General features: G+C 39.0%; 15 protein-coding genes. 6 read left to right on the top strand and 9 right to left on the bottom strand.

The genetic code is table 11. The features are described 5' to 3' along the window. Nucleotides 1-149 precede the first annotated feature (149 nt). Both ACIQXP_RS12845 and ACIQXP_RS12840 read left to right on the top strand, forming a co-directional pair. Complete coding sequence (locus tag ACIQXP_RS12845) at nucleotides 150-467, top strand: YgaP family membrane protein (RefSeq protein ID WP_090984618.1); 318 nt, start codon at nucleotides 150-152, stop codon at nucleotides 465-467. 65 nt (nucleotides 468-532) lie between these two features. Next, complete coding sequence (locus ACIQXP_RS12840; protein WP_387505574.1) at nucleotides 533-1,315, top strand: 3-keto-disaccharide hydrolase; 783 nt, start codon at nucleotides 533-535, stop codon at nucleotides 1,313-1,315. A 263-nt stretch (nucleotides 1,316-1,578) separates the two neighbouring features. Here the strand turns inward: ACIQXP_RS12840 and aat are convergent, their stop codons facing one another. Then, nucleotides 1,579-2,211 (bottom strand): leucyl/phenylalanyl-tRNA--protein transferase, encoded by a 633-nt coding sequence (aat, locus tag ACIQXP_RS12835; RefSeq protein WP_293742785.1) that lies wholly within the window; start codon nucleotides 2,209-2,211, stop codon nucleotides 1,579-1,581. A gap of 73 nt (nucleotides 2,212-2,284) precedes the next feature. On the opposite strand from aat, the gene ACIQXP_RS12830 reads away from it, so the two are divergent. Both ACIQXP_RS12830 and ACIQXP_RS12825 read left to right on the top strand, forming a co-directional pair. Beyond that, nucleotides 2,285-3,727: a DUF1800 domain-containing protein gene (locus ACIQXP_RS12830; RefSeq protein WP_293742784.1), complete on the top strand. Its 1,443-nt coding sequence runs from the start codon at nucleotides 2,285-2,287 to the stop codon at nucleotides 3,725-3,727. 92 nt (nucleotides 3,728-3,819) lie between these two features. Next, the gene (locus ACIQXP_RS12825; RefSeq protein WP_387505572.1) at nucleotides 3,820-5,019 is read left to right on the top strand and encodes a DUF1501 domain-containing protein; all 1,200 of its coding nucleotides are present in this window, start codon (nucleotides 3,820-3,822) and stop codon (nucleotides 5,017-5,019) included. A 59-nt stretch (nucleotides 5,020-5,078) separates the two neighbouring features. Here the strand turns inward: ACIQXP_RS12825 and ACIQXP_RS12820 are convergent, their stop codons facing one another. Continuing rightward, entirely contained in the window at nucleotides 5,079-5,432 is a 354-nt protein-coding gene (locus tag ACIQXP_RS12820; RefSeq protein WP_387505570.1) for a hypothetical protein, read from the bottom strand. 106 nt (nucleotides 5,433-5,538) lie between these two features. Here ACIQXP_RS12820 and ACIQXP_RS12815 point away from each other — a divergent pair, with 106 nt between their 5' ends. After that, nucleotides 5,539-5,907, top strand: a complete 369-nt coding sequence (locus ACIQXP_RS12815) for a YccF domain-containing protein (RefSeq protein WP_387505569.1) — start codon at nucleotides 5,539-5,541, stop codon at nucleotides 5,905-5,907. Between the two features lie 175 nt (nucleotides 5,908-6,082). Here the strand turns inward: ACIQXP_RS12815 and ACIQXP_RS12810 are convergent, their stop codons facing one another. Next, entirely contained in the window at nucleotides 6,083-7,057 is a 975-nt protein-coding gene (locus ACIQXP_RS12810; RefSeq protein WP_387505568.1) for an App1 family protein, read from the bottom strand. A 57-nt stretch (nucleotides 7,058-7,114) separates the two neighbouring features. On the opposite strand from ACIQXP_RS12810, the gene ACIQXP_RS12805 reads away from it, so the two are divergent. Then, nucleotides 7,115-7,987 carry a diacylglycerol/lipid kinase family protein gene (locus ACIQXP_RS12805; RefSeq protein ID WP_387505566.1) on the top strand — a complete coding sequence of 291 codons (873 nt, stop codon included), beginning with the start codon at nucleotides 7,115-7,117 and terminating at the stop codon, nucleotides 7,985-7,987. Nucleotides 7,988-8,364: 377 nt separating this feature from the next. Here ACIQXP_RS12805 and ACIQXP_RS12800 read toward each other — a convergent pair whose 3' ends face one another. The 6 genes from ACIQXP_RS12800 to trpC form a co-directional block, all read right to left on the bottom strand. Beyond that, complete coding sequence (locus ACIQXP_RS12800) at nucleotides 8,365-9,018, bottom strand: TonB family protein (RefSeq protein WP_293742777.1); 654 nt, start codon at nucleotides 9,016-9,018, stop codon at nucleotides 8,365-8,367. Between the two features lie 269 nt (nucleotides 9,019-9,287). Continuing rightward, complete coding sequence (locus tag ACIQXP_RS12795) at nucleotides 9,288-9,974, bottom strand: peptidoglycan DD-metalloendopeptidase family protein (RefSeq protein ID WP_387505565.1); 687 nt, start codon at nucleotides 9,972-9,974, stop codon at nucleotides 9,288-9,290. A 6-nt stretch (nucleotides 9,975-9,980) separates the two neighbouring features. Then, the gene (gene trhA, locus ACIQXP_RS12790) at nucleotides 9,981-10,610 is read right to left on the bottom strand and encodes a PAQR family membrane homeostasis protein TrhA (protein ID WP_387505564.1); all 630 of its coding nucleotides are present in this window, start codon (nucleotides 10,608-10,610) and stop codon (nucleotides 9,981-9,983) included. Nucleotides 10,611-10,615: 5 nt separating this feature from the next. After that, on the bottom strand, nucleotides 10,616-10,993 hold the full coding sequence (gene rbfA / locus ACIQXP_RS12785; RefSeq protein ID WP_090984644.1) for a 30S ribosome-binding factor RbfA: 378 nt from the start codon (nucleotides 10,991-10,993) through the stop codon (nucleotides 10,616-10,618). A gap of 91 nt (nucleotides 10,994-11,084) precedes the next feature. Next, the gene (gene hflX / locus ACIQXP_RS12780; protein WP_090984648.1) at nucleotides 11,085-12,275 is read right to left on the bottom strand and encodes a GTPase HflX; all 1,191 of its coding nucleotides are present in this window, start codon (nucleotides 12,273-12,275) and stop codon (nucleotides 11,085-11,087) included. Nucleotides 12,276-12,365: 90 nt separating this feature from the next. Beyond that, entirely contained in the window at nucleotides 12,366-13,148 is a 783-nt protein-coding gene (gene trpC, locus ACIQXP_RS12775; RefSeq protein ID WP_387505562.1) for an indole-3-glycerol phosphate synthase TrpC, read from the bottom strand. Nucleotides 13,149-13,259: the final 111 nt, after the last annotated feature.

Here is a 13,259-nt window from a genome sequence, read left to right as displayed (position 1 = left end):
GAAGGTCATTTATTTCAGGGCCTTAATCACCAATAAGATGTTAAAACGAGTTCAGCAGGAAGATCCTAAAGGGTGATCCTACATTTAAAATTCTTTTCAAACTCATTCCCTCCTTACTTGTTATACAGTAGAACATAAATTCTACCATTATGACAAATCAAGATTTTAATACCGCAGTAAACAATGTAAAAGAGGCATGGAAATATCCGGAGTTATTTGAAAATGTTTCAAAATCAGAACGTTGGTTATCAGGCGCTGCAGGCACATATCTGCTTTTCAAGGGTATTACCAGCATTTTCTCACATCCTGTAATTGGCTTAACTGGCGCAGCTATTGGTGCCGGGCTACTTTACCGTGGTATTACAGGCTATTGCCCCATGCGCGATCTGGCAGAGCAACGCAAAGAAGATATCGCCCCTGATGAAGTAGTAATTACGGAAACCTATGTTGTTGACGATTTAGGGTAAAATTTTAAATACTAAATTTCTATTTCTTAATAAACTGGTTAACTTTAAAAAGTTAAACCACAATCATGAACAAATACACACTATTATTTATCCCGGCACTTTTTGCAGGGCAAGTTATGGCACAAGATAAGAAACCAGATCCTGCCAATGATCCGAAAACAACGGAGGTTTGGGAACCTGTTCCGAAAATTGTAACGCCGGGTAAATTGCCTCAGGATGCACCATCTGATGCTATTATTCTTTTTAATGGTAGAAATTTAGATGCATGGCACTCTGTTAAAGACCCATCTAAGCCAGCAGCATGGACAATTGATGATGGATTTTTTACTGTTAAAAAAGGGGCAGGAAATATCGAGACAAATAAAAAATTTACAGATTACCAACTGCATCTGGAATGGAAAATCCCTGAAAACATTTCTGGAGAAGGTCAGGCACGTGGAAATAGCGGCGTATTTTTAGCTTCAACCGGTGGTGGCGATGATGGTTACGAAATCCAGATTCTGGATGTTTACAATAATAAAACTTATGTGAACGGACAAACAGGAAGTGTTTATAAACAGGCAATTCCTTTAGCTAATGCCAACAAAAAACCTGGCGAATGGCAATATTATGATATCATCTGGAATGCGCCACGTTTTAACGAAGACGGAACCGTATTAAAACCGGCAAGTGTAACCTTGTTTTTAAATGGTGTACTTTTACAGAACGGATTTGTATTAAAAGGGGCAACCAGGTATATCGGTACTCCTGAGTATAAAAAACATGGTCCGGCTTCGATAAAATTACAAGATCACGGTGATCCGAGCCCTGCCATTAGCTACAGAAATATTTGGGTAAGGGAATTATAATTTCAACAGACCGAAATATGGTCCTCGTTTATAACCACGATCAACGAGAATTGCGATTGTATCACTTAAAGGAACTATAGTCACATTAAAAATGTGAATCTCATACATCCCCGTTGCAAACGGGGACGATACAAAGTAAGAGAATTATAATTTCAACAAAACAACGATAAAAAACCTGCAGGCCAAAAGTTTGCAGGTTTTGTTGTATAGATAATTTGGCTGACAACTATACATTGATACCCTTAACGTTAGCTGTTATAACTTTAAGAACTTTGAAGCATTTCCATGTACAACTCCCTGCTAATCATTTCAGCGCCTAAACTCATTAAATGATCATTTGGCAACTGGCAATCGATCAAATCGATATTCATTTTACTTAAAAAGATTAATGCTGCTTTTGAAGCATTACTTACATGGCTAAACATACTTTCGCCACAAAAAACACGGTTAATCTTTAAACCATACAAGCCTCCTACCAAATTCTCATCCTGCCAAACCTCTACGCTGTGTGCATATCCATGGTTGTGGAGCCTGATATAAGCATTTTGCATTTCATTGGTAATCCATGTGCCATCCTGCCCTTTTCTAGGCGATGTGGCGCAGTTTTGAATCACCTGTGCAAAAGCCTGGTTAAAAGTAATTTTAAAAACCGCCTGGTTTAAAATTTTTCTCATGCTTTTACTGATCTTGATTTTATCGGGGTAAATCACACAGCGTTCGTGCGGCGAATACCAGAGAATCGGTTCACCTTCACTAAACCATGGAAATATACCATTTGAGTAGGCAATCAGTAACCTTTCCATACTTAAGTCGCCCCCAATGGCCAATAAACCATCGTCCTCTGCCAAAGCCGGATCAGGGAAACCTGGGTGATCATTTAGTAACTGAAAAAGCATGGTCAAAAATAAGAAAGAAAACAAAGATTAAACCCTTGGGTTTTAAACAAGTCATATTGTAAAACGGTCCTTTATGAACACGAAAGATAATTTTTTAAAAGTAAAACATCTTTACAACCGGGCAGGCTTTGGCATTTCTTATGCTGACTTACAAACATTAAGCAGAAAAAAACTAGATAAAGTAGTAAACAATTTGCTTAAGGATTCCCAAAAAGACGATCCGATTCAATTAGTAAATGATTTTGAATCAAGACGCCAACTTTTGGTACAAGCCGGTTTATATTCGAAAAAAGATCTTTCAGAAGACGAAAAGAAAATGCGTCAGCAGATTATCCGTGAACAGAATGAAGTGAGCCGCGACCTGAATATTGCTTTCATTACCAAAATGATCAATACTGATGCTCCACTGAGGGAAAAGATGACGCTGTTTTGGCATGGACATTTTGCCTGCCGCAGCAACAATCCGTTTTTTGCGCAACAATTAAACAATATTCAACGGACAAATGCCTTAGGCAGCTTTAAAACCTTATTGGTTGAGGTATCTAAGTCACCTGCCATGCTGCAATACCTAAATAACCAACAAAATAAAAAGGGTAAGCCAAATGAGAATTTCGCCCGGGAGCTGATGGAGCTTTTTACCTTAGGAAGGGGGAATTATTCAGAACAGGACATTAAAGAATCTGCCCGTTCCTTTACCGGCTGGATGTACGATAAAGACGGTTCGTTTATTTTCAGGAAGAACCAGCACGATAATGGCACAAAAACGTTTTTCGGCAAAATCGGGAATTTTGAGGGCGAAAACATTATCGATATAATTCTCGAGAAACCAGAAACCTCAAAATTTATTGCCTGGAAAGTATATAAATTCTTCGTTAATGATCATCCAAATGAGGCACACGTTAACGAACTCGCCACACATTTTTACAACTCGAAATACGATATCGCGTCGATGATGAAAAAAATGTTTACTTCCGATTGGTTTTATAGTCCGGAAAATGTAGGCACAAAGATTAAATCGCCAGCCGAATTTTTAGTGGGTTTAAGCCGTGAGTTTTATGTTACGTATAACAAACCTCAGGTTTTAATACAGCTGCAAAGCAGTTTGGGCCAATATTTATTTAATCCACCCAATGTTGCGGGCTGGCCTGGCGGACAAAGCTGGATTGATAGTTCATCGTTAATGTTAAGGATGCGGATTCCTTCGCTAGTGCTAAATGATGGGGAAATTGATTTTAGTGGAAAAGCCGATCCTGAAGATGAAGCTGTAATTGCTTTGAGCCGCACGGCAACCACTAACGCAAATGCCAATGCAAAACCAAAATCATACGTCAATGCAAATGCAGATTGGCCTAAATTTTTAAGCACTTTACCAAAAGGATTAACGCCGTTAGAGCTTACCGAGTTTTTATTGCAACCCAAATTAAACTCCAAAATCACCACCATGGTGAGTGATAATAAAGGGTTGCGAAGTACAGCAGTAGAAATTACCAGCATGCCAGAGTACCAGCTGTGCTAGACTAAATGTTGGCTGATGGTTTGATGGCTGATAGCCGTTTCACTAAAAAGCCAGATCATCAAACAGAACAAGTGAACAAAAACACTAACGAGATGAACAGAAGAAATTTTTTAAGAAATACAGGGTTTGTTGCAGCAGGTTCGCTATTTGTTCCTGCTTTTATGAAACCGCTTGAGGCCATGGCATTTGATGAATTAAGCCTCTATAAAAATCTGGTTGTTGTACAGCTTTCTGGCGGAAATGACGGCCTTAATACAGTTATTCCTTTTGGAAATGATATTTACTATCAAAAGCGAAATAGTATTGCCATTAAACCCGAATCAATAATTAAACTGAATGATATGCAGGGGCTAAATCCCAACATGGCTGCCCTGCAAGAAATTTACGATCAGGGCTGGATGACGATAATCAATGACGTTGGCTATCCGAATCCCGACCGTTCGCACTTTAGATCGATGGATATCTGGCAAACCGGCAGTGATAGCAATCAATTTTTATCAACCGGCTGGATTGGCCGCTATTTAGATAGCAATTGCCAAACCTGCAAATTGCCTTATACCGCGATAGAAGTTGACGACTCACTTTCTTTGGCCATGAAAGGTCAGACTAAAAAAGGGATTGCGTTAAAAGATCCTGCAGCTTTGTTCCGCAATACCAATGATCCTTTTTTTAAGGCCATGTTGCAGAACGACAAGGAACATTTGGATGAAGATAACTTAGGTTATTTATATAAAACCATGATCGAAACCTCTTCTTCAGCCAGTTATATACAAAATACTTCCAAAGTTTATCAGTCTAAATTTACCTACCCTAATTCAGGCTTTGCCAATCAATTGAAAACGGTTTCAAAATTTATCTCTTCAGGATTAAAAACAAGGGTGTATTATGTGTCGTTAAGCGGTTTTGATACACATGTGAACCAGATTGGTCAGCAAGGCAATCTGCTTAAACAATATAGCGAGGGTATAGCTGCTTTCTTAAAAGATCTAAAATCGAACAATAAACTTGAGGATACCCTGGTAATTACATTCTCTGAATTTGGTCGTAGGGTAGAGCAAAATGCCAGTAACGGTACCGATCATGGAACCGCAAATAATATGTTCGTTTTTGGCGGCAGATTGAAGAAACAGGGGATTTTCAATGCAGCACCCAACCTGAGTGATTTAGACACCGGAGATTTAAAATACCAGTTGGATTTCAGACAGGTTTACGGTACTATTTTAGATAAATGGCTGGATGTAAATAATGCTGACATCCTGAATAAGAAATTTAATACCCTGGATTTTATATAAGGTATACAAAGAAGCCAGGTTTAATAGCAGGAGTGTTATAAACTTGACTTCTTTATGATTTACTTCCTTTTTAATACATATACCGGCCGGTTGCTATCCTCATCAATCTGCTCCGTATAAACACTAAACAGCTCATAACCATAGGCTTTCATTTTATTCACCGCATCTAAAGCTGAATTAAATTCGAGTTTTTTACCATCATCATCCCTGATGTACAGTTCACTTACATCGCCCGCTTTTTGTCCATATTCCAGCGCAATCCATTGTTTATCAGCTAAAAAAATTTTTATGGCGCGTATTTGGATATAATCTACATGGATGTCGGTCAATTTCATGCCGTTTACATTTTGGGCTTTGGCAGTACAAAGCCAGAAGCACGCGATCATTGCCGCTGCAAGAGTAATTTTTTTCATATGATGTTTCTTTTGTGTGTAATGCTAAATTACAAAGAATCCAATTAGAATACTTGCACGATCTGTAACAAAATACCCAATATTAAATCTTAACGTAAAAAGCATCATGAACTTTTTAGGCAATATTATCTGGGTTATTTTTGGTGGAATCTTTATTTTCTTCGAATATATTATTGGAGGATTAATCCTTTGCCTAACTATTGTGGGGATTCCTTTCGGTATTCAATGTTTTAAATTTGCCATTGTTGGCTTAGCGCCTTTTGGCGTTAAAATAACCGACACCTCATCAAATACCGGCTGCTTATCTACCATTATGAATTTAATCTGGATTTTCTGTGGTGGCTTCTGGATCGCCCTAACGCATTTGTTTTTCGGTGTCCTGCTTTGCATCACCATTGTGGGCATTCCGTTCGGTCGTCAGCATTTTAAACTAATGAATCTGGCCTTTACGCCTTTCGGAAAATCGATTTCCTGATATTATCATATATAAATCCGTCATACGACCGGAGCGGAGAAACCTGTAATATAAAGTTCTTCCATAGATTTCTCCATTCCGCTTCGCTTCAGTCGAAAGGACGGCAACTGTTCCTAAGATATTTTCAGCATGGTAATAAGTTAAGCTATACAAATTTAAGAAAAGACCAGATCATCTACACAATCAATCCTATTAATTTAGAATGCGCTATCGCTTCCGCACTATCATTAAATAAACAGGCTTCCACTCCTTTGTCTTTTGCTTTTTTGAGCAATTCTATGGTTTCCGCCTCTTTTTCAGGCCGGATATTTCGAATATAAACTGCTTCAATGTTTTGCGGGTATTTTTCTACTATCGAACTATAAATTTTCGGGTCCTGCTGCGAGTTATCGCCAAAGAACACAAACTTTTGATTAGGAAAGGTATCCAGAATCCTCATCACCCGTAATAATTTGCCTTCATGGCCGGTTTTGCCTGTTCTAATTAAATCTTTCCATCTTTTAATTGTATTTAAAAGAAAAGCACCATCAGGCAGTTTATTAAACCTGAAAGTTTCCACCAGATAATCGTAAAGGTTCCATTCGCTGCTGCTGACATAAAAAAAAGGGTTGGGTTGATTTGGCTCCGTATGTGAAAGGGCGAGTTGCTGATAGTGACTGGCTGTATCGGAAAAGGTTTTACGGGTATGCGGATTCTTGATAAACAACTCTCTCAGCCTTCTGCCAACAGTTGCCGAGTGAGAAACCATCACGGTATCATCCACATCGGAAATAAAAGCGTATTGAGTAATGTGTGGTACATATACCCTGCCCTCTCCGGTATTCAAAACAGATCCATCCTGGTCAACAGCCTCCACTTTAACATCGTGCCAGCCTGCCGGAACATCATGCCGGGCATCCCATTCAAACTTAAAAAAACCATCTCTTTCGGTTTTATGGTAAACCGTCTGATCCAAAAATTGCAACCGCACCTCAACGAAAGCATAAGGTTTCAGGATAAAGAGTTTTAAAAGATGGATAATGTTCACAAACAAATTGTTACTGTAAACCTGCCGTGTTTTTGCCTTGCGTTTAAAAACATGACCATAAACAACCAGATTGTGTGCATGGCCATAACCGTGATATACTTTAACACTAACAGATTTATTCATCTATGTTAAAACAGAGTTTATTTAAAGTTGTTTGTTGATTAAACCATTAGGTAACACATGAAATTATTATTCGTCATCAATCCAGGCTCAGGCAGCCATGATACTAATTTAAAGAAAGTAATTTCTACCCATTTCGATTCAAAAAACACGGAAATTGATCTTTTTGAATTGCCGGAAGACTGCTCTTTAGAAAAGATTAAAGAGAAGATTAAAAGTGCAAAAGCAGATCGTGTGGTAGCCGTTGGTGGCGATGGAACCTTAAAATTGGTTGCAGAATGTTTATTGCACACCGAAACACCGATCGGCATAGTTCCTGCGGGTTCGGCTAATGGGATGGCAAAAGAATTGGGTATACCTACTGATGTTGAACAGGCTTTAGACATTCTGGATGAAGGCCATCTGCAAAAAATCCACGTGGTTAAACTTAACGACGAGGTCTGCATTCATTTATCTGATTTGGGCTTTAATGCCTATCTGGTGAAGAAATTTGATACCCTGCCACAACGTGGTATGTTGGGCTATGCAAAAGCTACATGGCATGCCTTGTGGAACCATAAACGAATGGATGTACAGTTGAAACTTAAAGATAAAACCATTACTTCTAAAGCAGCTATGGTTGCCATTGCCAATGCCACCATGTACGGAACAGGGTTAAAGATTAATCCTGACGGAAAATTAGATGATGATCTTTTTGAAGTAGTTTTAGTTAAAGATTACTCCTACCTGGAAATTATAAAGATATGGATCACTAAATTACCCTTCAACCCGAAAAAAATAGAGGTGTTTCAAACTGCTGAAGTAAAAATTTCCTCGAAACATAAAGCGCATTTCCAGGTAGATGGAGAATACATTGGAAAGTTAAATACAGTCGAAGCAAAAATCCTTCCTGCCGCCATAACCGTGGTTTTACCTGAGGCATTAAAAAACTGATCGATGAAGTTTGATCGTAAAATATAACCTGAAAAATTCGGCGATAAAACAGATCCGGAATAAAATATCAAACCACCTCTCGCCCAGACTTAACATTTCAGGTAAAAAAGTGATAAAACCGATTGAAAATACCCAAACCACCAAACGGAAAGGAAATTGAATATAATAGGCTATAAATCCAAATTTCTTAAATAGGGTTAAACCGATTGCAGAAATAAATAATGATACAAACAAAGGCAAAAGTAAAATTACTTTGGCCTGCGAAAGGATCTGATCGGGAATTTCATTTAAATGCGTTCAAATCTGCCAAAATTGTCTGGCTAACAAAACGATACTGATGAGATCCAACAAAGCAAAAAATCGGCCGATGTTCTTCATTACTTACAATACTTTGCTAAATAATCATCTGCTATTTTGCTTCCCATGTATTTAACAAAAAGGAAATCTTCACAGGCGCCTTGTTTATCGCCCTGTTTTATCTTTTTTAAGGCCATTTGAACGCGGTCTTCGAGGTATTCATCATCTATACCCAGCTGATTTTTGATTGCTATAATCTGAACTTCTTGTCCGGGTTTGGCCTGATCAATGTTTTTATAGAAATTGATCACCGAATTAGTGAGTGCCTCTTCAGCCTGATAATTGCGAATGGCTTCTTGAACCGCTTCATTTGATTTCCCTTCGCAATTGTAGCCTTGCAGTTTAAAATTCACCGGAGCCACGATCGAAACGGTTGTATCATAACCCGCCGGAACCTGCCACTTACCGCTGCTCATTCTAATTAAGCGTAGCGCTTCTTGGTCTAAGTCAGATAATATGCCTTTGCTCACTTTCGAAAAATAAACCTTTCCCTGTGCATTAAGCTTAAAACTGATGTTCACTGTGCCCTGGATACAATTATCTTTAGAGAACTGTGGATAGATGGTATTTTGCGTTAAGAAGTTTGTAAAACCATTTTTACCGGATTTAAACTGAACCTGGGCTATGGCCAGAGAGCAAGAGAAAAACAAGCAGATGGTGAACAGTTTTTTCATTGTACTAATTTACTAAAAAAAGCTGAAAGCATTTTACCACAGAGAGACACCGAGTTTTTCACAGAGAAAATGAGCGTTTTAATTTAATGGTAAGGTCGTCATTCCCACGCCGGCGGGTAATCTTAAAGCGCATTCAAGTAGCGATCGTTGTGAGATTGCTTAGCGGCTGAAAAAGCCTTCTTATAATGACGGTCCCCCAGCACGTCATCGCAAACAATTCTCTCTGTGTGGTCTCCGTGCCTTCCCCTCTATTTTCTCTGTGGTTAAAACTAAGAAAAAGTTGCTCTCAAAATAAACTCCGGATCAGGGCAATTGGTTAGGTATTTTTTGTGCTCACTAAACTTACATACACCCGGATAGTCGCCTTCTAATCCGTGCATATCTTCGATAAGCTGAAAATGAAGGTGTGGCGGCCAGCAACCGTTTTCATCCTTATTACCGAATTCGGCAAATCTTGCACCTGCTTTTATTGGCATTCCTTCGCTTAGATTACTTAAAGAAGCTAAATTCAGGTGACCGTAAAGTGCATTAAATTTATACCCTGCAATATTATAAGTCAGAATGATGGTTGCACCGTAATCGCCAAAGTTGTTATTATTGGCAAAGCTATGAACGGTTGCATCGTAAAAATTGTAAACTGGTGTTCCTGCCATCCCCCAGATATCTACCCCTAAATGCAATCTGCGGGGTTCTTCTTCCGTATCAAAATGTGCGCTTCGCGAATAAATGGTACGATGCTCGTTGTATCCGCCAATTCCGTATCGCGCATCATTTTTAAGCAGCTTTTCATTTACCCAATCGGAAAACCTATTGGTATCTTTCAAAACCTCATCTGTTAATTCCGTATTGGATGCGGTAAAATCCAGAGGCAAAAGCCGATCGTTTTTTACATCGAAATCAACAACTTTTTGGATTAATGCAGCATTTGATTGAATAACCTGACCGAAAGTTCGCATCTGTAATTATTTAAAGATATACACGAAATTATAAATGTAATGCGATAATGCACCACCAATTACAAATAGATGCCAAAGTTCGTGGCTGTGCACCCACCTGGATAATTGCTTATCTTTTGCATAATAATAAGTGCCGCTTATATAAAAGATACCGCCCAAAAGCAACCAGAAAATCGCCCCTAAGGGCAAAGTCCCCAACATTTTCTGAAGCAAAGGAACGATTAAGCAGCCCATTAAGATATAGATGGATAACGATATGGCTGTACTTTTTAAACGGTTAAAAATTTTGAGCAGACAGCCTGCAATGGCAATAATCCATACAACAGCAAACAAGCTCCAACTTAGCCAGCCATCAAAAACCATTAAGGCTGTAGGACTGTAAGAGCCGGCAATCATAAGGTAAATGCAGCAATGGTCAAACTTTTGCCAGAAACGTATCCCGTAATCGGTAGCCGGATAACCATGATACATGGCACTAACACCAAAAAGAATAAAAGTTCCGATGCTGTAAATCCACGCAGCGGTATATTCAATTGGTGTATTGCATTTTTGGAGCAATAAGTACCCGGCCGGGATTGCTACCAAAGCCGGTATAAAGTGCGTGAAGAAATTAACGGGTTCCCTTAGTTTCCTCACAAAAATTATTCGCTGTCCTCGTCTTTTTGCCTCGGCTCTTTTGCAATCTTATCAAAAAGATGATCCATGCGTTCTACATACTCGTTGGTATCATCCACAAAGAAAGTAAGTTCTGGCACCACTCTTACCTGGTGGCGGATTCTGCTTCCCAGTTTATACCTGATTTCTCCGGCATGCGAATTCACCGTATTGATTGAAAGTGTAGTATTATTGGTATTTAAAAAGCTGAGGTAAACTTTAGCCACTGCCAAATCAGGCGAAACCCTTACGCGGGTAATGGTTACCAATGTATTAGGTAAAAATGCAGCACCTTCACGCTGAAAAACCTGTGCCAACTCCTCTTGTAATACTCCTGCAAATTTCTGCTGACGTTTACTTTCCATAATGTATCTATCTATCGTAATTGCAATCGAAACCTCGTAGGTTTTAAAAACCTGCGAGGTTTATTTTCCGCACCGCAATAACGGAGTTAATCTAATAAAGCAAATTGCTATCATACGGATACCTTGCTACATGTGCAGCCCTGATTTTATCGTACAATAACGTTTTAAATTCTTCTATATTCTCTTTCTGAGTGGCTGAAATAAACAGGACTGGTACTTTGCCATGACTCATCCAGCTGTTTTTAAATTCTTCCAGTGTTAATTTACCGTCGTCATCGTCTCCTTCTACTTCCGGCGAAACATAAGCATCAATTTTATTAAACACCAGGATCATATCCTTATCGATTGCACCAATATCTTTTAAGGTTTCATTAACGGTATTGATCTGATCTTCGAAATTTGGATGCGAAACGTCTACCACATGGATCAGCAAATCTGCTTCTCTAACTTCATCCAAAGTAGATTTAAAGCACTCTACCAAATGGTGAGGTAATTTGCGGATAAACCCAACGGTATCAGAAAGCAGGAATGGTAAATTTTCGATCACTACTTTGCGTACAGTGGTATCCAAAGTAGCAAACAGTTTATTTTCTGCGAATACTTCCGATTTCGACAACATATTCATGATGGTTGATTTACCCACGTTGGTATAACCTACCAAAGCTACCCGAATCAGCTGACCACGGTTTTTACGCTGTGTTTCATTCTGCCTGTCGATATTTCTTAAACGCTCTTTTAACAAAGAGATTTTATTTAAAATGATCCGCCTATCACTTTCAATCTGGGTTTCCCCCGGACCGCGCATCCCGATACCACCTTTCTGGCGTTCTAAGTGCGTCCACATCCCTGTTAAACGTGGTAAAACATACTGTAACTGGGCCAGTTCTACCTGAGTCTTGGCCTGAGCAGTTTGAGCCCTGTTGGCAAAAATATCAAGAATTAAATTACTCCGGTCTAATACCTTAACACCCAGTTCACGGTCTATATTCCGCAGTTGCGATGGGGATAATTCATCATCAAATACTACAGTATCAATTTCTTCTGATTTTACATACGCTTTTATCTCTTCCAGTTTTCCGGTTCCCACAAAGGTAGCACGATCAGGCTTAAGCATTTTTTGCGTAAAAACTTTCTCCACCTTCCCACCGGCTGTATCTACCAAAAAGGCCAGCTCGTCTAAATATTCTTTTGTTTGGGCTTCCTTCTCGCCAGGCGTAACCACACCGACTAAAATTGCCCTTTCCTGCACTACGGCAGTATCATAAAATTTTTGTTTTCCCATGTAATTGATACAAAGATACAAAATTTGCGAACGTGTATTTTTTTTGTTCAAACCCCGTAGGTTTTTAAAACCTGCGGGATTTATAAAAGGCTAAATCTGCGTCACAAATTCTTTGATAGAAGCTCCGGGATTATCGGTTTTCATAAAATTTTCGCCAATCAAAAATCCGTTAAACCCTGCGGCTTTCAATTCTTTTATGGTCTGCGGATCACTAATGGCGCTTTCCGAAATCTTTAAAAATTCATCCGGGATTTTATTTACTAAATCGAACGAAGTCTGGATATCGACTGTAAAATCAGCCAGGTTCCGGTTGTTTACTCCAATAGCATCTAAATGAGGCGAAATACTTCTTTCCAGCTCTTCGAGATTATGCACTTCTAAAAGCACATTTAAACCAAGATTATGCGCAAACTTTCCGAAATCATTGATCTGTTGCGGTGTTAATATCGAAGCAATTAACAGAATAATATCAGCACCCCAGGCTTTAGCTTCAAGGATCTGGTATTCGTCGATCATGAAGTCCTTTCTTAAAATCGGAATATTGTTTGCAGCACGTGCAGCCAGAAGATCATCGGTTTTACCACCAAAAAAATCTACATCTGTTAATACCGATAGTGCAGACGCCCCCGCAGCATTATATGCCTGCGTTACTTCTGCAACATCAGCCACGCCATTGATTAAACCTTTTGAAGGAGACCGGCGCTTAAATTCGGCAATAATACCCGTCCGATCTTCAGCTAATAAAAAGTCTTTAAAAGAATAAGGTTTCCGCTTAAAATGGGGCGAATTTTCTAATTCCGTTATGGAAACCAAGGCTTTCGCATCAGCAATTTCTTCTTTTTTTCGTATTACGATTTTATCTAGTATGTTCATCTATCAATCTGTTAAGGGGCATCATCAAATATGTAATTTTCATCCTGGGCTTATTGAAGAAGCTTTATTAACTTCTTCCGCGGCGTTTCAATAGGCTCAACGTGACAAAAT

Origin of the sequence: Pedobacter suwonensis (assembly GCF_044762335.1) — a bacterium.
In the GTDB taxonomy this organism is placed as follows: domain Bacteria; phylum Bacteroidota; class Bacteroidia; order Sphingobacteriales; family Sphingobacteriaceae; genus Pedobacter.
This window is presented reverse-complemented; position numbering and strand designations above follow the sequence as displayed.

What these genes read in the sequence shown, in the direction of transcription:
- ACIQXP_RS12800 (WP_293742777.1), bottom strand. Translation starts at nt 9,018, where the DNA reads ATGAAAAAACTGTTCACCATCTGCTTGTTTTTCTCTTGCTCTCTGGCC.
- ACIQXP_RS12825 (WP_387505572.1), top strand. Translation starts at nt 3,820, where the DNA reads ATGAACAGAAGAAATTTTTTAAGAAATACAGGGTTTGTTGCAGCAGGT.
- ACIQXP_RS12805 (WP_387505566.1), top strand. Translation starts at nt 7,115, where the DNA reads ATGAAATTATTATTCGTCATCAATCCAGGCTCAGGCAGCCATGATACT.
- ACIQXP_RS12815 (WP_387505569.1), top strand. Translation starts at nt 5,539, where the DNA reads ATGAACTTTTTAGGCAATATTATCTGGGTTATTTTTGGTGGAATCTTT.
- ACIQXP_RS12810 (WP_387505568.1), bottom strand. Translation starts at nt 7,057, where the DNA reads ATGAATAAATCTGTTAGTGTTAAAGTATATCACGGTTATGGCCATGCA.
- rbfA (WP_090984644.1), bottom strand. Translation starts at nt 10,993, where the DNA reads ATGGAAAGTAAACGTCAGCAGAAATTTGCAGGAGTATTACAAGAGGAG.
- aat (WP_293742785.1), bottom strand. Translation starts at nt 2,211, where the DNA reads ATGCTTTTTCAGTTACTAAATGATCACCCAGGTTTCCCTGATCCGGCT.
- ACIQXP_RS12845 (WP_090984618.1), top strand. Translation starts at nt 150, where the DNA reads ATGACAAATCAAGATTTTAATACCGCAGTAAACAATGTAAAAGAGGCA.
- trpC (WP_387505562.1), bottom strand. Translation starts at nt 13,148, where the DNA reads ATGAACATACTAGATAAAATCGTAATACGAAAAAAAGAAGAAATTGCT.
- ACIQXP_RS12840 (WP_387505574.1), top strand. Translation starts at nt 533, where the DNA reads ATGAACAAATACACACTATTATTTATCCCGGCACTTTTTGCAGGGCAA.
- hflX (WP_090984648.1), bottom strand. Translation starts at nt 12,275, where the DNA reads ATGGGAAAACAAAAATTTTATGATACTGCCGTAGTGCAGGAAAGGGCA.
- ACIQXP_RS12830 (WP_293742784.1), top strand. Translation starts at nt 2,285, where the DNA reads ATGAACACGAAAGATAATTTTTTAAAAGTAAAACATCTTTACAACCGG.
- ACIQXP_RS12795 (WP_387505565.1), bottom strand. Translation starts at nt 9,974, where the DNA reads ATGCGAACTTTCGGTCAGGTTATTCAATCAAATGCTGCATTAATCCAA.
- ACIQXP_RS12820 (WP_387505570.1), bottom strand. Translation starts at nt 5,432, where the DNA reads ATGAAAAAAATTACTCTTGCAGCGGCAATGATCGCGTGCTTCTGGCTT.